This is a genomic window from Bradyrhizobium ontarionense, from assembly GCF_021088345.1.
Taxonomy (GTDB): Bacteria; Pseudomonadota; Alphaproteobacteria; order Rhizobiales; family Xanthobacteraceae; genus Bradyrhizobium; species Bradyrhizobium ontarionense.
The window spans coordinates 1,798,270-1,816,237 of the sequence record NZ_CP088156.1; the positions used below are offsets into that span (position 1 = coordinate 1,798,270).

20 protein-coding genes are annotated in these 17,968 nt (G+C 66.6%); 8 read left to right on the top strand and 12 right to left on the bottom strand.

All coding sequences use genetic code 11. The annotated features are described in order from the left end of the window. Positions 1-98: 98 nt before the first annotated feature. Positions 99-1,517 carry a PleD family two-component system response regulator gene (locus LQG66_RS08090; RefSeq protein WP_231325190.1) on the bottom strand — a complete coding sequence of 473 codons (1,419 nt, stop codon included), beginning with the start codon at positions 1,515-1,517 and terminating at the stop codon, positions 99-101. Positions 1,518-1,526: 9 nt separating this feature from the next. Beyond that, a complete protein-coding gene (locus tag LQG66_RS08095) occupies positions 1,527-1,892 on the bottom strand; it encodes a response regulator (RefSeq protein WP_015666329.1) in 366 nt (121 codons plus the stop codon). A 218-nt stretch (positions 1,893-2,110) separates the two neighbouring features. Here LQG66_RS08095 and LQG66_RS08100 point away from each other — a divergent pair, with 218 nt between their 5' ends. Together LQG66_RS08100 and LQG66_RS08105 are read left to right on the top strand one after the other, a co-directional pair. Continuing rightward, entirely contained in the window at positions 2,111-2,407 is a 297-nt protein-coding gene (locus LQG66_RS08100; protein ID WP_231325192.1) for a DUF3572 domain-containing protein, read from the top strand. Further along, positions 2,404-3,711 (top strand): DNA polymerase IV, encoded by a 1,308-nt coding sequence (locus LQG66_RS08105; protein ID WP_231325194.1) that lies wholly within the window; start codon positions 2,404-2,406, stop codon positions 3,709-3,711. Before LQG66_RS08100 ends, LQG66_RS08105 begins: the two co-directional genes overlap by 4 nt. Positions 3,712-3,716: 5 nt before the next feature. On the opposite strand, the gene LQG66_RS08110 is transcribed toward LQG66_RS08105, so the two are convergent. Continuing rightward, positions 3,717-4,574 (bottom strand): cell envelope integrity EipB family protein, encoded by an 858-nt coding sequence (locus tag LQG66_RS08110; protein ID WP_231325196.1) that lies wholly within the window; start codon positions 4,572-4,574, stop codon positions 3,717-3,719. Positions 4,575-4,800: 226 nt separating this feature from the next. Between LQG66_RS08110 and LQG66_RS08115 the strand changes: the two genes are divergently transcribed. The 4 genes from LQG66_RS08115 (at position 4,801) to LQG66_RS08130 (ending at position 7,892) form a co-directional block, all read left to right on the top strand. Further along, the gene (locus LQG66_RS08115) at positions 4,801-5,268 is read left to right on the top strand and encodes a RidA family protein (RefSeq protein ID WP_231325198.1); all 468 of its coding nucleotides are present in this window, start codon (positions 4,801-4,803) and stop codon (positions 5,266-5,268) included. A gap of 74 nt (positions 5,269-5,342) precedes the next feature. Next, complete coding sequence (locus tag LQG66_RS08120) at positions 5,343-6,095, top strand: glycerophosphodiester phosphodiesterase family protein (RefSeq protein WP_231325200.1); 753 nt, start codon at positions 5,343-5,345, stop codon at positions 6,093-6,095. A 103-nt stretch (positions 6,096-6,198) separates the two neighbouring features. Further along, positions 6,199-7,407 (top strand): GNAT family N-acetyltransferase, encoded by a 1,209-nt coding sequence (locus LQG66_RS08125; RefSeq protein ID WP_231325202.1) that lies wholly within the window; start codon positions 6,199-6,201, stop codon positions 7,405-7,407. A 59-nt stretch (positions 7,408-7,466) separates the two neighbouring features. Next, positions 7,467-7,892: an HIT family protein gene (locus LQG66_RS08130; protein ID WP_231325204.1), complete on the top strand. Its 426-nt coding sequence runs from the start codon at positions 7,467-7,469 to the stop codon at positions 7,890-7,892. Positions 7,893-7,910: 18 nt separating this feature from the next. Here the strand turns inward: LQG66_RS08130 and nadC are convergent, their stop codons facing one another. The 8 genes from nadC to LQG66_RS08170 all read right to left on the bottom strand — a co-directional run bounded on the left by nadC (position 7,911) and on the right by LQG66_RS08170 (position 15,197). Beyond that, positions 7,911-8,759 (bottom strand): carboxylating nicotinate-nucleotide diphosphorylase, encoded by an 849-nt coding sequence (nadC, locus tag LQG66_RS08135; protein ID WP_231325206.1) that lies wholly within the window; start codon positions 8,757-8,759, stop codon positions 7,911-7,913. Further along, positions 8,756-10,309 carry an L-aspartate oxidase gene (locus tag LQG66_RS08140; protein ID WP_231325209.1) on the bottom strand — a complete coding sequence of 518 codons (1,554 nt, stop codon included), beginning with the start codon at positions 10,307-10,309 and terminating at the stop codon, positions 8,756-8,758. The genes nadC and LQG66_RS08140 overlap by 4 nt, the downstream gene beginning before the upstream one ends. Next, positions 10,306-11,292, bottom strand: a complete 987-nt coding sequence (nadA, locus tag LQG66_RS08145; RefSeq protein ID WP_231325211.1) for a quinolinate synthase NadA — start codon at positions 11,290-11,292, stop codon at positions 10,306-10,308. The genes LQG66_RS08140 and nadA overlap by 4 nt, the downstream gene beginning before the upstream one ends. A 68-nt stretch (positions 11,293-11,360) precedes the next feature. Further along, positions 11,361-12,311 carry an NUDIX hydrolase gene (locus LQG66_RS08150; RefSeq protein ID WP_231325213.1) on the bottom strand — a complete coding sequence of 317 codons (951 nt, stop codon included), beginning with the start codon at positions 12,309-12,311 and terminating at the stop codon, positions 11,361-11,363. 66 nt (positions 12,312-12,377) lie between these two features. Then, positions 12,378-12,872, bottom strand: a complete 495-nt coding sequence (gene tsaA, locus LQG66_RS08155; protein ID WP_231325215.1) for a tRNA (N6-threonylcarbamoyladenosine(37)-N6)-methyltransferase TrmO — start codon at positions 12,870-12,872, stop codon at positions 12,378-12,380. A 67-nt stretch (positions 12,873-12,939) separates the two neighbouring features. Further along, on the bottom strand, positions 12,940-13,284 hold the full coding sequence (locus tag LQG66_RS08160; protein ID WP_231325218.1) for an AzlD domain-containing protein: 345 nt from the start codon (positions 13,282-13,284) through the stop codon (positions 12,940-12,942). Next, a complete protein-coding gene (locus tag LQG66_RS08165) occupies positions 13,281-14,027 on the bottom strand; it encodes an AzlC family ABC transporter permease (protein ID WP_231325220.1) in 747 nt (248 codons plus the stop codon). The genes LQG66_RS08160 and LQG66_RS08165 overlap by 4 nt, the downstream gene beginning before the upstream one ends. A 108-nt stretch (positions 14,028-14,135) precedes the next feature. Further along, positions 14,136-15,197: a lytic transglycosylase domain-containing protein gene (locus LQG66_RS08170; RefSeq protein WP_231325222.1), complete on the bottom strand. Its 1,062-nt coding sequence runs from the start codon at positions 15,195-15,197 to the stop codon at positions 14,136-14,138. Positions 15,198-15,348: 151 nt separating this feature from the next. Between LQG66_RS08170 and LQG66_RS08175 the strand changes: the two genes are divergently transcribed. Beyond that, positions 15,349-16,284: a glycine reductase gene (locus tag LQG66_RS08175; RefSeq protein WP_231325224.1), complete on the top strand. Its 936-nt coding sequence runs from the start codon at positions 15,349-15,351 to the stop codon at positions 16,282-16,284. Positions 16,285-16,399: 115 nt separating this feature from the next. Next, entirely contained in the window at positions 16,400-16,855 is a 456-nt protein-coding gene (locus tag LQG66_RS08180; protein ID WP_231325226.1) for a PEGA domain-containing protein, read from the top strand. A 77-nt stretch (positions 16,856-16,932) separates the two neighbouring features. On the opposite strand, the gene LQG66_RS08185 is transcribed toward LQG66_RS08180, so the two are convergent. Next, the gene (locus LQG66_RS08185) at positions 16,933-17,958 is read right to left on the bottom strand and encodes a phenylacetaldoxime dehydratase family protein (protein WP_231325228.1); all 1,026 of its coding nucleotides are present in this window, start codon (positions 17,956-17,958) and stop codon (positions 16,933-16,935) included. Positions 17,959-17,968 lie beyond the last annotated feature (10 nt).

The following is a 17,968-nucleotide window of genomic DNA, read 5'->3' on the forward strand; positions in this document are numbered from 1 at the left end:
GCTACGCGCGCCCCGGAATGACGAGGTGGAGGGAGATGCGGCTCCTCGCCGACGGCGTACCCGTAAGCAGCGGTTACCCGAGCCCGCCGCCCTGCCCCTCAGCGGCCGCGGCCGGCGGCCTGCGGCAGGAGCGACGGCTGATGCGTCGGCGGGATCGCGACGGCGCGGTTGCGGCCTTCGTTCTTGGCGCGATACAGCGCCGTGTCGGCGCGCTTCATCACGTCGGCGACCGGCTCGCCCTTCTGCTCGAGCGTCGACAGCCCGATCGATATCGTCACCTCGATCCGCTTCTCGCCCTTGTGGACCGAGAACGGCTCGTTGGCGACCGAGCGCCGCAGCCGCTCCGCGACCATGCTGGCGACGTGCAGATCGGTCTCGGGCATCACGATCACGAACTCCTCGCCGCCATAGCGGCAGGCGAGATCGATGCCGCGGATCGACTTGCGCACGCGCATCGCGAACTCGCGCAGCACGTCGTCGCCGGCATCGTGGCCGTAATTGTCGTTGATCGACTTGAAGTAGTCGATGTCGAGCATCATCAGCGCCAGCGGCTTGCCACGGCTCGCCGCCTGGTCGGCCAAGGTCGCCAGATGCGTCTCCATGTAGCGGCGATTATGCAGGCCGGTCAGCGCATCGGTGATCGCCATCTCGATCGAGTTCTGCACGTTGTCACGCAGGTGATCGGTATAGCGGCGCTTGCGGATCTGGGTGCGCACGCGCGCCAGGAGCTCGTTCTTGTCGACCGGCCGCAACAGATAGTCGTTGACGCCGATCTCGAGCCCGCGCAGCAGCCGCGAATTGTTCTCGGCATCGGCAATGGCCAGGATCGGGACTTGCCGCGTGCGCTCCAGCGAGCGCAGCTGGCTGCACAGCCTCAGGCCGTCGAAATCGTCGAGATCAAGCGACACGATCACGAGGTCGTAGTTGCCGTCGGCCGCATTGAAGACGGCCTCGGCGGGATTGGGCTCGACATCGACGGCATGCTCGGTCGCGAGCATCGGCCCGAGCCGCTCGTAGGACGACGGCCGGTCGTCGACCAGCAGAACCCGCCCGCCCCTGCCGGCGTCGGCCACCGCGTTGCGCTCGGGCGCCTGCACGCCGATCTCGATCGAGGTCAGCGCGCGCATGCGCAGCTCGTCCGTCATCATCTTCAGACGCGTCAGCGACCGCACGCGCGCGATCAGCACGACGTCGGACACCGGCTTGGTCAGGAAGTCGTCGGCCCCCGCCTCCAGCCCGCGCACGCGATCCGAGGGACTGTCGAGCGCCGTCACCATCACGACCGGAATGAAATGCGTGGCCGGATTCGACTTCAGCCGGCGGCAGACCTCGAAGCCGTCCATGTCCGGCATCATCACGTCGAGCAGGATGATGTCGCATTCGGCGCGCTGGCAGATCTGCAGCGCCTCGGCGCCGTTCGAGGCGGTCAGCACGTCGAAATACTCCGCCGACAGCCGCGCCTCCAGCAGCTTGACGTTGGCCGGGACGTCGTCGACGACAAGAATGCGCGCGGACACTCGAAACTCCTAGCCGATAAAGCGTCTTACCGTTTCAATGAATTTTCCGACCGAGATCGGCTTCGAAAGATAGGCTTCGCAGCCACCCTCGCGGATGCGCTCCTCATCGCCCTTCATCGCAAATGCCGTCACCGCAACCACCGGGATCGCGCGCAACTCCGGATCGTCCTTGATCCAGCGCGTGACCTCCAGGCCCGACACCTGGGGCAGCTGGATGTCCATCAGGATCAGGTCGGGCCGCGTGCGGCGCACGATGTCGAGCGCCTCCACGCCACTGGAGGTACCGGACGTCTGGTACCCATGCGCTTCCAACAGATCGCGAAAGAGCTTCATATTGAGCTCATTGTCCTCCACGATCAGGACGGTCTTTCCCATCCGTCCCTCCGAATCACTGACACCCGCCTGCCCTCCGGCGGACACCTGTCCACCGCACCTGATCTAATTCAAACTAGCCCCAGATTCGTTCTAAGCCGTTAAGTCGGTATTCCATCTTGCCCCGGAGATGGTTTCCACTTGCTTGAACCCGCTGCGACGACTCGGGCATGATGGGCGCAAAGTAGAGACGACAAGTTAATGGAAAGGCAAATGCGGCGTTGAAAAAGCGTGCTCAAAAACCGCGCGAAGTCGCTGAAATCGTTGCAATTCAGGCACTCGGTTTCCTGGCTGGGGAACCGGAGCGTCTCGGCCGTTTCCTGGCCGAGACCGGAATTGGGCCCGAAACGCTGCGATCCTCGGCCGCCGACCCGAATTTCCTGGTTAGCGTGCTCGATTTCGTCCTGCGCGACGACGAGACCGTAAAGGCTTTTGCCGCCAGCTCCAAGTTACATCCGACCAATATCATGGCTGCAAGGCAGGTATTGGGCGACCTGTGGGAGCGCGACGTGCCGTGACCACCTCAGCGCCAGAGGGAGCGCCGCGCGCGGTCACCGGGCCGACCTGCTTCTGCCGCGACTGTCTGACGGACCTGGATGCGGGCACACGCCGCTGCACCGCCTGCGGCTCGCCGCGCCTGGTCCGGCATCGCGCGCTGCCCGCGCTGACACTGGCGCATATCGACTGCGACGCCTTCTATGCAACGGTCGAGAAGCGCGACAATCCCGACGTGGCCGACCGTCCCGTCATCATCGGGGGCGGCAAGCGCGGCGTCGTGTCGGCCGCCTGCTACATCGCCCGCACCTACGGCGTGCGTTCGGCGATGCCGATGTTCAAGGCGCTGGAGCTGTGCCCGTCTGCGGTCGTGATTCGCCCCGACATGGCGAAATATGTTCGGGTCGGCCGCGAGGTGAGGCTGGCCATGCAGGCACTGACGCCGCTGGTTGAGCCATTGTCGATCGACGAGGCGTTCCTGGATCTGTCAGGCACCGAACGCGTCCACGGCATGATCCCCGCGAAGGTGCTGGCGCGGTTCGCCCGCGAGGTCGAGCACAACATCGGCATCACCGTGTCGGTCGGCCTGTCCTGCAACAAGTTCCTGGCCAAGATCGCCTCCGACCTCGACAAGCCACGCGGCTTCGCCACGCTGGACCAGGAGGAGGCGCGCGCGATGCTCGCCGACAAGCCGGTCGGCTTCATCTTCGGCGTCGGGCCCGCCACCCAGCAGCGGCTGGCGCAACGCGGCTTCCGCACCATCGCCGACCTGCAGCGCGCCGACGAGATCGAGCTGATGAAGCAGTTTGCGAGCGACGGCCGCAGGCTGTGGCGGCTGGCCCGCGGCATCGACGAGCGCAAGGTCGTGGCCGACCGCGGCGCCAAGACGATTTCCAGCGAGACCACGTTCGACACCGACATCCGCGACTATGCGACCTTGGAAAAAACCTTGTGGCGGCTGTCCGAGAAGGTCTCCTCGCGGCTGAAGGCGAGCCAGCTCGCCGGTTCGACCATCACGCTGAAGCTGAAGACCGCCGATTTCCGCCAGCGCACCCGCTCGCAATCGATCGCGGCGCCCACGCAGCTCGCCGGCAAGATCTTTTCGATCTGCCGCGAGATGCTGGCGCGCGAGACCGACGGCACATCGTTCCGCCTGATGGGCACAGGTGTCAGCGCGCTGCGGCCGGGCTCGGAGGCCTCCGACACCGACATGCTCGACCGCCGCTCGGCCTCAGCCGAGCGCGCAATGGATGCGCTGCGCAAGAAGTTTGGCCAGGCCGCGGTCATCCGCGGCATCGCCTATGACGGCCCGGAGGACACCGGATGACGCCGTCAGTTGCCGCAGGGCTTGCCGTCCTTCGCCTCTTTGACGTCGAACTTGTCGAGCGCGCCGGCAATGACGAAATCATTGTAGTCGAGCACGAGCGACCGGGAGACGCCGTTCTCGTAAAGCTCGAACGACATGGCATAGACGGGCGTCTGCTCGCCCTCCGCCCGCTTGGCATCGCGGTCGTAGTAGCTGACGGTGACCGGCCAGCGCGTCATGGCCTTCATCTCGTCACTGGCCGTGGAGGCATCGGGCTTGGCGATGGTCTTCTCGGCCGGCACGCGCGCTCCGATCACCGTGAGCGTATTGTAGACCTTCTCGCCATTGTCCGAGCCGTCATAGACCGACAGCTCGAGCAGCGACTTGCCCTCGCGCGCGGCGGCGATGATGCGCTGGATCTGCTCGGTCGGAAACACCGTCGCCCCGTCGAGCGTGAAGGTCTTCGCCTCGGGCTGCTTGAGCTTGACGGTGATGTGATCGCCGGTGCGCTCGGCAATGCCGTCGACCGGGCCGGACGCCTGATCGTTCATCCGCGAGTCGATCTTGAAGCGATAGCTCTTGCCGGCGCCGTCCTCCCACGCGGTCGAGCGCAGATCGCTCAAGGTCACCTTGCCCTCGCCGAGATCGAGCTCCGAGACCTGGCGGAATTCGGAGGTGTAGCCGTTGCAGGCGCTGCCGGAGAAATTATAGAGGATGCGGCCGCGGGCGCTGTTGACCGGGCTCGACCCGCGCGACTTGACGAGGCTGAGCTCATAGAGCGCCTGATGCGGCAGGAACGGCACCCCGGCCTCGGCCTGCACCGGACCGAATGTGATCGCCGCGACGGCCAGCGCTCCCATCGACAGTCGAAACGAATGAGCCATGAGTTTTCCTTGAGGGGCGGATCGTTAAACCGTCACATTAAAGACCGCTGCATTACGTCGCAACTGCGGCTGCCTCACGGAAACGTGCGATCAAAGCCCGGAGCGAGGCACGCGGCCCGTTCGCGTCCGACGGCCGCCGCGGCTTGCATGTCACTGGCAACTGCGCCAAACAGGGCCGCGGTCCGGCACGGGACCGGCTTTCAGGCGATAGAACGGGGATTTTCACATGGTGGGTACGGTTGAACAGAATCTGGCGGCGCAAGGCATCACTCTGCCGCAGCCCAAGGCGCCGGTGGCCAATTATGTCCCGTTCGTGCGCACCGGCAATCTGCTGTTCGTATCGGGCCAGGTCTGCCTCGGCGCCGATGGCAAGATGATCGCGGCGGGCAAGCTCGGTGGCGGCGTGGAGCTCGAGCAAGGTTACGCCGCGGCGAAAGGCTGCGCGATCAACCTGCTCGCCCAGGTCAAGGCGGCGGTCGGCGATCTCGACAAGGTGGTGCGCGTGGTCCGGCTCGGCGGCTTCATCAATTCGGCGCCCGACTTCCTCGACGGACCGAAGGTCATGAACGGCGCCTCCGACCTGATGGTCGCCGCGTTCGGCGACAAGGGCCGCCACGCCCGCACCACCGTCGGCGTGTCGTCGCTTCCGTCCGATGCCGCGGTGGAAGTGGAAGGCGTCTTCGAGGTTGAATAAAAACGCACGCATGATCCGGAAAAGTGTGAAGCGGTTTTCCGACGAGATCATGCGCCAGCAGACGGACGGGGCGAATGCGCGCACCTGACTGGCTGACGGCCCGCCCCGTCGCCCACCGCGGCCTGCACGATGCCGTCAGCGGCATCATCGAAAACATGCCGGCTGCCGCGCGCGCGGCCGTGGCCGGCAATTTCGCCATCGAATGCGACATCCAGCTGTCGGCCGATGGCGAGGCGATGGTCCACCACGACTACGAGCTGGGCCGCCTCACTGAAGGCTCCGGCGCCCTCATCGACAAGACGGCGGCCGAGCTGAAGGCGGTCCGGTTCAAGCAGACCGACGAGCGGATGATGACGCTCAGTGACCTCTGCAGCCTGATCGCCGGGCGCGTGCCGCTGGTGGTCGAGGTCAAGAGCACGTTCCAGGGCGACCACCGGCTGGTCAAACGGATGGCCGAGGTGCTCGCCTCCTACTCCGGCCCGGTGGTCGGCATGTCGTTCGATCCGGACCAGATGCTGGCGCTGCGCGAAACCATGCCGGACCTGACGCGCGGCATCGTCGCCCAGCGCACCTATGAGGATGGCTATTGGGCCAAGCTGACCCAGGCGCAGCGCGACAGCATGCTGCATCTGAAGCATGGGTTCAGCTCCCAGCCGCATTTCGTCGCCTATTGGGTTCAGCAGCTGCCCGCGCCTGCGCCGTGGATCGCGCGCAACGTGTTCGGCTGCCCGCTCCTCAGCTGGACCATCCGGACACAAGAGCAGCGCGCGATCGCAGCCCGCCACGCGGATCAGATGATCTTCGAAGGGTTTTCGCCGGAGACGTGACGCCGGCCTTGAACTCGCTGCTGCGATGCACGATCTTGAGCGGAAAGGACATTCAGGCCACGCTCCGGCACAACCGCCCGCCAGCGTGTTTTCCAAGGACTCGATGGCATCACCTGAGATCACGCTCGAAGCCGTCCCCGGGGTCAGCGAAATCCCCGCTGCCGCCTGGGACGCCTGCGCAAACCCCACGGTGACGGTCTCTCCCGGCTCATGTCAGCTTTCCGGGCCGTCCTACAACCCTTTCGTTTCCCACGCTTTTTTCTCCGCGCTCGAAGCCTCCGGCTCCGCCACCCTGCGGACCGGCTGGGCGCCGCGCCACCTGATCGCGAAAGCCGGCGACGAGATCGTCGGCGTCGTGCCCTGCTATCTGAAGTCGCACTCGCAGGGCGAATATGTCTTCGACCGCGGCTGGGCGGACGCCTATGAGCGCGCCGGCGGGCGCTACTACCCCAAGCTCCAGGTTTCCGTGCCGTTCACGCCGGCGACCGGACCACGGCTGCTGGTCCGCGCAGATCAGGACGGGACCGTCATCGGGACTGCCCTCGCCCAGGGGCTCAAGGCGCTGTGCGGCATCAGCGAGGCCTCGTCCGTCCACGTCACCTTTGCCCGGGAAGCCGAATGGCAGCTGCTCGCGGCACAGGGGTTTCTGCAGCGCACCGACCAGCAGTTCCATTGGCACAACCAGGGCTACTCCAGCTTCGACGACTTCCTGGCAACCTTGAACTCGCGCCATCGCAAGGCGATCAAGCGCGAGCGGCGCGACGCGCTCAGCGCGGGCGTCACCATCCACCAGCTCGCCGGCAAGGACATCACCGAGGATGCCTGGGACGCCTTTTTCGACTTCTACATGGAGACCGGCTCGCGCAAATGGGGCCGGCCATACCTCAACCGCAAGTTCTTCTCCCTGATTGGCGAGAGCATGCCCGAGGATGTCCTGCTGGTGATGGCCAGGCGCGAGGGCCGCTGGATCGCGGGCGCCATCAACTTCATCGGCTCGGACACGCTGTTCGGCCGCAACTGGGGGGCGATCGAGCACCACCCGTTCCTGCATTTCGAGGTCTGCTACTATCAGGCGATCGACTTCGCGATTCAACGCCGGCTCAAGGTCGTCGAGGCCGGCGCCCAGGGTGAGCACAAGATCGCGCGCGGCTACCTGCCGCAGACCACCTACTCCGCGCACTACATCGCCGATCGCGGCCTGCGCCGCGCCATCGACGACTACCTCAAGCGCGAGCGCGCCTATGTCGAGGAGGCGAGCCGCGAGCTGGCCGAGTCCGGCCCGTTCCGAAAGGGCATCGACGAGCCGTCTTGACCTTCGGCACGTCACGGTGAGAGTAAGGCCATCAAAGAGGAACCGCCGAGGGACTGTCCATGACCGCCTACGATCCCAACAATCCGTTCGCAAAGATCCTGCGCGGCGAATTTCCCTGCGCCAAGGTCTATGAGAACGACCACGTGCTGGCGTTCCTCGACATCATGCCGCGCGTGCCCGGACATACGCTGGTGATCCCGAAGGCCCCTGCCCGCAACATCCTCGACATCACCGAGGAGGACTATCTCCATGTCGGCCGCGCCGTGCGGACGATCTCGCGCGCCGCCAAGACCGCCTTCGCCGCCGACGGCATCACCGTGCAGCAGTTCAACGAGCATGCCGGCGGCCAGATGGTGTTCCACCTCCACGTCCACGTGATGCCGCGCCACAACGGCGATTCCCTGCTGCCACCGGCGAGCCGCAAGGAGGACCCGAAGGTGCTGGAAGACAACGCGGCGAAGCTGATCGCGGCCTTGAAGGGCTGATCGGCTTCGCCGTCGCGATCACCCATCATCGAGCCCGATATCCAGCGCGGCCGAGGAATGCGTGATCCAGCCGACCGAGATCAGGTCGACGCCCGTGGCGGCGATGGCGGGCGCGGTCGCCACCGTGATGCGTCCGGAGGCCTCCGTGATCGCCTTGCCGCGCGCCATGGCGACGGCCTGTTCGAGTTGCGCGGTCGTCATGTTGTCGAGCAGCACCGCATCGACACCGAGCGCCAGCGCGTCCTCCAGTTGCGCCAGCGTGTCGACCTCGACCTCGATCTTGACGAGATGGCCGGCATGGGCCTTCGCGCTGAGGATCGCAGGCCTGATGCCGCCAGCGATGGCGATGTGATTGTCCTTGATCAGGACCGCGTCATCGAGGCCGAACCGGTGATTGCCGCCGCCGCCCGCGCGCACCGCATATTTCTCCAGGGCACGCAGCCCCGGCGTCGTCTTGCGGGTGCAGACGATCTGCGCCCGCGTGCCCTTCACAGCCGACACCAATGACGCCGTCGCGCTGGCGACGCCGCTGAGGTGGCAGAGGAAGTTGAGCGCTGTACGCTCGCCGGTGAGCAGCGCACGCGCCGGGCCGCTGATGGTCGCGATCTTATCGCCGGATGTCACGACACTAGCGTCGGGCCGCACGAGCTCGATGCGGACGTCAGGCGACACCATCCGGAAGGCGCAGCGCGCGACGTCGAGCCCCGCGATCACGCCATGCTGGCGCGCCTTCAGTTGCAGCGAGGCCCGCTGTTCGGCTGGGACGATCGCATCGGTGGTGATGTCGCCGGCGCGGCCGAGATCCTCCAGCAGCGCCGCGCGGACCAGCGGCTCATAGAGCAAGGGCGAAAGGGGATTGAGGGTCATGGCAGTGCGCTCCTGAGCGATGGCTGCGCGGTCTCAGCGATGTGCCGCGCCGCGACGATCGTCTGGGACAGGGTGAAGCTGGACGACTGCGCAACCGGCAGCGTGTCCGGACAATCGCTGCGGAAATGCGCACCGCGGCTCTCCTCGCGGGCGTAGGCCGCGACTGAGATCATCAGGCCGACCAGGGCCGGATCGGCGCTCGCACCGCCCGTTTCGGCGAGCGGAAGGAGATTGCAAATGGCGGCTGCGATCGCGCCGCGCTCGCGCAACACGCCGAGCGCATCCGACAGCAGCGGGCGCACCGCGGACGCTTCAGGCGCAGGCGGGATCGCCGCGATCTCGCGTGGCTTGCCAATGCCGCGCGGCGTACCGGCCACGCTCTCGGCAACCCATTGCGCGCAGACGATCGCCTCCATCAGCGAGTTGCTGGCGAGCCGGTTGGCCCCGTGCAGGCCGGTGCGGCTGGCCTCACCACATGCCCAGAGGCCTTCGACCGTGCTGCGGCCGGCGTGATCAACCGCGATGCCGCCCATGTGATAGTGCACCGCTGGTCGCACCGGGATCGGATCGACTGCCGGATCGATGCCGGCCATGCCGCAGAACGCACTGATCACCGGATAGCGCGCGGCGAAGTCCCTGCCCGGCTTGATCCGGGCATCGAGAAACACGCGATGACCTTGCGCACGGCGGCGCCATACCGCGCGCGCCACGACGTCGCGCGGCGCCAGTTCAGCTCCCGGCTCCTCCGCCATGAAGCGCGCACCGGTCTCGTCGATCAGAACAGCGCCGTCACCGCGGATCGCCTCGGTGAGAAGCGGCAGCGGCCGCGACGGTCCGTCGAAGGCCGTGGGATGAAACTGCACGAATTCGAGATCGGACAACACGGCACCGGCGCGCGCGGCCAGCGCCAGCCCCTGGCCGAAACAACCGGCCGGATTGGTGCTGTCGAGGAACAGGCCGCCGATGCCGCCGGTTGCGATCACGACGCGTGTCGTGGCGAGGATCAGAGCTTCGTCACCGCGCACCGCGACGACGCCCTGGATCGCATTGTCAGCGACGATCAGCCGGCGCGCCTCGACGCCTTCGAGCAGCGTGACCGACGGGCAGCTTCTCACGGCCGCGATCAGCGCGCGCATGATCTCGCGTCCCGTGCCGTCGCCGGTGGCGTGAACGATCCGGTTGCGGCCATGCGCGGCCTCCAAGCCCAGACGCCAGTGCCCGCCCACCCCACGGTCGAAAGCAACGCCGAGTTCAGCGAGACGATCGACAGCAGCCGGCGCTGCCTGCACGATCTGCCTGGCTGCGGCCTCGTCGCACAGCCCGGCGCCCGCCGCGAGCGTGTCGCTCAGATGCAGCGCGGGATCGTCGTCGTCGCCAACCGCGGCGGCCAGGCCGCCCTGCGCCCACATGCTCGACGCCTCGGCGCCAAGCGGCGACTTCGACAGCAGCACGACGGGCTCGGGCGCGAGCCGAAGCGCAGCCATCAAGCCGGCGGCGCCGCCGCCGATGATCACGGGACGACCGATGAGTTCCGAGAGATCGATGCTCATAGCGTCAACATCCTTTCCACCGAACGCCTGGCGCGATCGGCCATCGCCGGATCGATCGTGACCTCGTGCGCGTTGGTCTCGAGCGCGTGGCGGATGTTCTTCAGCGTGATCCGCTTCATGTGCGGGCAGAGATTGCAGGGACGGATGAACTCGATATCGGGGTACAGCACCGCGACATTGTCGCTCATCGAGCATTCCGTCAGCAGCACGACGCGCGGCGGCCGCTCTTGGCCAACGAAGTCGGCCATTGCCGCCGTGGAGCCGGCGAAGTCGGCTTCCGCCACCACCTCGGGCGGGCATTCCGGATGCGCGAGCACGGTGACACCGGGATGATTGTCGCGAAGCGTGCGGACGTCCTCGGCGCTGAAGCGCTCGTGCACCTCGCAATGGCCCTTCCAGGCCGTGATCCTCACTTTGGTCTGAGCGGCGACGTTGCGCGCGAGATACTCGTCCGGCAGCATGATCACGTGATCGGTACCGAGCGACTCGACGATGGCGCGCGCGTTGCCGGAGGTGCAGCAGATGTCCGACTCGGCCTTCACGGCGACCGATGTATTGACATAGGCGACCACCGGCACACCGGGATGGCGTTCGCGCATCAGCCGTACGTCGTTTGCCGTGATGGACTGCGCAAGCGAACAGCCGGCCGCAAGGTCCGGGATCAGCACGGTCTTCTCGGGATTGAGCAGCTTGGCGGTCTCCGCCATGAAGTAGACGCCGGCGAGCACGATCACCTCGGCATCGACCTTGGTCGCCTCGCGCGCCAGCAGCAGGCTGTCGCCGACAATGTCGGCCACGCCATGGAAGATCTCGGGCGTCTGGTAGTTGTGCGCCAGCACCACGGCATTGCGCCGGCGCTTCAGCGCGAGGATGGCCTCGACATCCTCTTCAAACACCGCCCATTCGGGTGGCGGGATCACGCGCTTGAGGCGTTCGTGAAGCGGCGCGGAGGGATCGAACGCAGTGGACGGAAGCTGGGCCATTTATACTCTCCATGAGCATAAGATGGCTTATACTTATCCTGAGCATAAGGGAAGTCAAGAGCGCGGGATCAAGACCGCGAGAGCGGAAGCTTGGTTCCAACCACGGCGCGTTCGGCCAGCAGTCCCTGGCGGAAACGGAACAGCTTAGCCGGGCGGCCGATCGTGTCGGCGGCGATTGCCCCTGTCTCCTCAACAAGTTCCTGCTGCTCGATGAGACGGCGGAAATTCTGCTTGTGAACCAGCCGCCCTGCCAGCGCCTCGACACTGCGTTGCAGCTGCAGCAGCGTGAACTCCGCCGGCATCAGCTCGAAAACCACCGGGCGGTACTTGATCTTGGCCCGCAGCCGGGCAATGCCGGTGGCAAGAATGCGGCGGTGGTCGGCCGTCATGGCGCGGCCGGCTACGACCTGATCGCGGCCTCCCTTGCCGCGCACGCTCTCGGGGATCAGCGAAGCCTCGTACAGCAGCTCATAGCGCTGCAGCGCCAGTTCCTCGTTCCAGTCGCGGCCATCCAGTCCGAACGTGATCACCGCGCGCTGCCAGCGTTGCTTCTGCAGCGCCTGCTCGTCTGCGGATCTGGCCCAGGCGCGCAGCTTGGGCGTGATGATCTTTGCAATCATGGCCGGCGTCCCGGCGCGATGATCCTCCCAGGGAAAGTAGTCGTACCAGGACGACCACTGCGCTTCCGATCCCTCGCGGATCAGCTCCTCACGGGTGAGACCCAGATAGCTGATCGAGATGCGGTGAGCCGCGCCGGGATCTCCGGTGCGGCCAAGGTCGGCGAACGTATAGAGCTGCTCGACATAGCCGAGCGGATGGCCGGTCTGCGCCTCGACCCAGGCACGCAAGCCCGTCTGCAGCGAACGATGGGCGAACTGAAACGGACCGCTCGGCAACGCACCGGCGTTTCCGATCGTCATGATCCTCGGGTGTCCCTCGGTCACCGCCACCAGCACGGCGACGAGGTCCGCCGTGATCGCATCCAACGCCGTCACGGTGTTCTGCGGCCGCTTGCTCACGCTCTCATCCCGATTTGCTGCCTCTCGTCGACCGCCGTGTCCGCCGCGACGGTCGTATTCCGCCTGCTATTTCCCCTCGATCGCCGGCACCTGCTGCTGCGACAGCGGCGAGAATACGCAGCGATCGGGCTTGAGGTCGAGCAGCGGCGTCTCGTCGAGACAATCGAGACCACGCACCAGTACCGTGTTGCCTTCCAGAGCGACGAACTTCACCGTCGACGTGCCGATCGGATTGGGCCGCACCGGCGAGCGCAGGGAGAATGTGCCGCGCGTCTTCTCGTCGTGATGTTTCGGGCTCTGCAGCACGAGGTCGCGGCGAGAGCGGTGCAGCCAGTAGATCACCTCCAGATGGGTGTAGAAGTCGACGCCCTTCAGGGCCGGCACCCAGGGCTCGAAGATCTCGAGCCGGCACACCGGTCCCTCATGGCTGCCCTGCCGCGGCGTTTCCAGCCGCGACGTCCAGGGTGTGCGGATGCGGCCGATGAAGTACAGGGTCGCATCGCGTGGCGGCGGCGCGTCGACGGTGACTTCACCCGGGCGGAGATCGGTATCGATGGTCATCAGCAAATCCGTTGTTAGGCGGTCAATTTAGCGGAACCCGGCTCCGCCGCAATTGCGGTCGCGCAAGTCAGCCGAGCCACCATTTGCCGGCCAGCATGACGGCCTCGCCGCAGACGACGCCAGCGAAGATCGAACGCCGCGCAGCCATGAAGGCGGCGAGGCCGGCCACGACGGCACCATAGCGCAGACCCCAGGGCACGCTGGCGAGCGCCCCCGGCGGCTGCACCAGGATCTGGGCGATGACACCGGCCAGGATCGCGGTCGCCACCGCCTTGACCCAGGTCAGGAGATCCGAGCCCTCGTCGAGCCCGCTGCCGAACCACAGCCCGAGCAGCCGCCAGATCTGGTTCGGGATGACGCCGGCCACGAGGAGCACGACCAGCGCGTGCCAGTCGCCGATGAAGTCGGTCATGCCAGCCCCTGCCGCTCGCGCCATTTGTGGACACCGAACGCGATCGTTCCGGCCGCGACCCCGCTGACCAGGATATCGACGCCGCTGTTGAGCTGCGCGGCTGCCGGATAGAGCACGAGCCCGAGCCCGAGCGCCAGCACGTCGGCGACCTCCCTGGCATTGCGCAGGGTCGAGAACAGGAAGGCCAGCGGCGTCAGCAGCAGCACGGCGGCGCCGAAGGTCTGCGACAGGTTGGCCGCCAGCAGGTAGCCGATGACGGTCGCCACCAGCGCGACCGCCATCAGGCCGGAGCCGAGCCCGTGCACGAAGGCGATGCGGCGCTCGCGCGGGACATGCGGCAGGAACCGATAGCATTCGACCCACAAGGTCACGGCCGTGAAATGCGCCACCAGCACCAGTTGCCGCCGCTTGGTCTGCGGTGTCCGGATCAGCGGCAGCACCGCCACCACCATCGGAAACAGCCGGATCGCGCTCATGGTGACTGCAACGGCCGACTGCACCAGGGTCTGGCCGGAGCCGAGCGTCGAGACCAATATGATCTGCGCCGGCCCGGCCCACACCAGGGCCGTGCTCAGGATCGCCCACAGCATGCTGAAATGGGTGTCGTGCGCCAGCGCGCCGATGCCGATGAAGGTGACGAACAGCACCAGCGACAGGATGGTCGCGCCGGTCGCGCGCAGCCCCCAGCCGAAGGCGCGGAGCGAGCCATGCCATTGCGGGGAGTCGAGTGGAGGAAGTGTCACGGAAGCAGGTGGCCCAGCGGAACGGACCGCGATAAGGCTGGCGAAAGCGTCCCGCGTCAACCGCCATCACGCGCGCGCGGGTCTGCATCCCGCGCAAGTTGCCCGCGGTCAGGCCCGGTTGCGCAGCACGAAACAGGCGCCGCCGGCGCGACGGATGCGGCTGCAGAGCCCGTCGGCCTCGGGGCGCGTGTCGGCGCCGATCCGGACCTGGTAGAAGGCGCGGTTGCCGCGCGAGCGCATCACCGATGACAGCAGGCTGGGGTCACGATCACCGATCACCGGCCCGAGACCCTTGATGGCGCGCGCATACATCGCAAGCGCCCTGTTGCGGTCGAAGCCGGCGGCGAGCTGCACGCCCCACGGCTTCGCGGCCGACAGAGCGACGTGCTGCTCGAGCTGCGTGACGAACGGATTGGGTGCGCGCTTCAACAACGCCATCAGTTGATGACACGAGGTCTGCGGCGGGCTCGGCGGCATCTTGCCGCCCTTTCCGGCCGCCGCCCAATCGTCGATCGACGCGCCGGTGATCGCCGAGACGTAGTTGCGGGTTTCCCACGGCATCTGGCCCTTGCCGGCGAGCCAGTCCTGCACCCGGCGCGGGCCGGCATTGTAGGCGGCCGCGGCCAGGCCGAGATTGCCGAACTGATCGCGCAGCTCGGCCAAGAACTGCGCCGATTTCGGCAGCGCCTGGACCGGATCGAACGGATCCAGCAGCTCGCGTTCGTTCGCGGTGCCCGGCATGAACTGCGCGATTCCTTGCGCGCGCTGGCCGTTGCGCGTCACCGGCCCGACGGCGTCGCTCTGGAAGCGGCTCTCCTGCCAGATCACGCGGGCAAAGAATTCCAGCGGCAGATCGTTGGCCTTGGCCGCGGACTCGATCATCAGGCAGATCGACTCGCGCGTGCCGCTCTCCTTCGGCTCAGCCGGCTTGTCCTTGGTATCGTCCGCCGTGGTCTTGTCTGCCTTGGTGTCGGCGGGCTCAGCGCTTTCGCCCCCAGACGTGTCGCGGGCCGGATCGGCGATCTCCGTGGGCCCGGGCTGTGAGGCCGGGCCCGACGGGGAAGGCAGGAAATGCTCGCCATCATTCGCCAATACGATGCAGGTCGTCGCGCCGGCGAGACAGAGACCGACGCCGAGAGAACGCAATGCTGCCGCGATCGAAATGCGCATGGAAACATCGAAAAACGACCGGCCAGGATACCGGGACCAATCTGCCGACAGACAAAGCCTCAGGTCCGCCTCGGTTCCACGCGCGCGTCGCCTTGACACGGCGGACGAGCCGGCTAGCAATCCTCGCATCGATCCCGCAGGAGCGCGACGGATGACCGCACCTTCCGACGATAGCCTCGACTTCGCGCCCGACGACGACGCGCCGCTGCCCTACATGGCGCGCACGCGGGACTACTACCGCGCGATCGGCTACGAGACGCCGTATCGCTGGGCGCACTACAATTCGGCGCCGTTCCAGCCGCTGCGCAAGCCGCTCGCGCAGTCACGCGTCACCGTCGTCACGACGGCTACGCCCTACGATCCGGCCAAGGGCGATCAGGGCCCCGGCGCGCCGTACAATGGCGGCGCCAAGTTCTACACCGTCTATGACGGCGATACGTCGGCCCGGCACGATCTGCGGATCTCCCACATCGCCTATGACCGCGCACATACGAAGGCTGATGATTCCGGTACCTGGTTTCCGCTGCCGCAACTCATCCGCCTTGCCCGCGAGGGGCGCATCGGCGCGGTCGGGCCGCGCTTCTTCGGCGCCCCGACCAACCGCAGCCAGCGCGTCACCATCGAGACCGACGCGCCGGAGATTCTCGCGCGCTGCCGCACGGATGAGATCGATGCGGTCGTGCTGGTGCCGAACTGTCCGGTCTGCCATCAGACCGTGAGCCTGGTGGCGCGGCATCTCGAAGCGAACGGCATTCCGACCGTGGTGATGGGCTGCGCCAAGGACATCGTCGAGCACGCCGCCGTGCCGCGTTTTCTGTTCTCCGATTTCCCGCTCGGCAACTCCGCCGGCAAGCCGCACGATGTGGACTCGCAGGCGTTCACGCTGGAGCTCGCCCTGCGTGTGCTGGAAGGTTCACCAGCCGCACGAACGACCGTGCAATCCCCCTTGCAGTGGAGCGACGATCACGGCTGGAAACGCGACTACAGCAATCCGGCCCTGCTCGCTCCGCAGGAGCTGGCGCGCCGGCGTGCCGAGTTCGACGCGCAGAAGGCGATCGCGCGCGGTGTTCGCGAAACGCGGGTGTAAAAAGCCACACTCGCGCGAAACTCGGCCGGGAAACTCTTCGGAAAAAGATGATTGCGCTTGCCGTCCCGCTCCAGTTGCGCTTGAGTTCCCCCGGGTTCCAAGGGGGCAGTACCAGATGAGAGTTGTAGCGTTCGTGGCGTTGTGCGCCGCGTTGGGTGGTTGCGCGTCCGTGACGCGAGGCACAACCGAGACGATCAGCGTGGCGTCTACTCCCTCAGGCGCCGAAGCCACGATTGCCGGCCTGGAAGCGCCGATGACCTGTACGACGCCATGCTCGTTCGTCGCCAAGCGCAATGCCGACCTCGCCGTCACGGTCGATAAGCCCGGCTACGAGAGCCAGACGATCACGCTCACGAAGGATATCCCCGCGGCGGGCGCGGCCGGCTTCGCCGGCAACGTCCTCGCCGGCGGCCTGATCGGCATGGGTGTCGACGCAGCGACCGGCGCGGCGACCGACCACAAGCCGAACCCCGTGATCGTGACGCTGCAGCCGCGCGGCGCCGCCCCGCGTGCGGCCCGGCCGCCGCGCCGGTCGGCGCCCCCGCCGGCGCAGCCCGAAGCAGGAACCTAGCCATCCCCAGCATTGCCGTGGACGGTCGGCGCGCGGACCAGCCAGGATCAAAGGCCTAGTCCGTGCGCGGAGCGACGTCAGACGGCGGCGAGCATGCCGGTCTTGGGGTGGCAGCCGAGATACTCGAAAAACTGCTCATCTGCGGCGGCGACCGTGACCTCGTGATAGAGCCGAAGCTTGGCGGCGGGGCCGAGCGACGACAGATATTTCATCGCGGCGCCAAAAATCCTGACATGCGTCGGATGCGATTCCGCCCAGCGCTCCAGCGCGGACAGGCTCTGCCACCAGCTCTGCCCATAGGACTTCTCGGTCAGGGCCCCGTCGGGCCCTCGCAACTGCATGTAGCGGTTGGCGTAGCAGCCGATCGAAATCCCCTCGTCGCGCAGGAATTCCATGCCTTCGCGCAGCACCGGCTCGACGTCCTCCAGATACATCCGGCGCTCCGCCGCGTCCGTATCGCTCCAGTCCTGGCCCGAGCGGATCATGCACAGATTGTCCTGAGCCAGCACACGCAGACGCGTCCCATCCTCCAGCAGCGTGGGCTTGCCCGACGATTTCATATCGTGGGTCTGAGACAAAGGAATACGGTCGCGCATGCCGCCCCAATAGGCGTGCTCCAACACTTCGCCGCTCATGCCGTCGGCAATCACGGCGACGCCTTCAGGCCGCCCCAACGACGAGAACAACGTTTCGTAACGCTCGACGGCAGGCCGTAGCACCTCGATGAAGCGGCCGATCCCCACAACGTCGGCCCCCGTCCAGGCGGCGCGCGCGGGCTCGAACCAGGTGTCGAAGCGCACGACGTCGTCCCAATAGGCGACGAAGATCTCGTTCGCAAATCCGGCCTGGTCGACATAGGACGCACGGTCCCAGTGCGATGGACCATGCGCCCCCGACGCGAGCGCGACGAACTCGGACTTCGAGGAGGTCGCAGCCGGCGGAAGCTCATCGCGATATTGCAGGCCGAAATAGGCCATCACGACCTGGGTAACGCCCGCCTTGTGGCGGGCGACGAATGACGGATAAGGTGGCCTGTAGTCGTCGTCGACGCGGCGATGGCAGCAGCGCGTTGTGACCAGATGAGTGGGAATCGCGGATTCCATGATGCCCCTC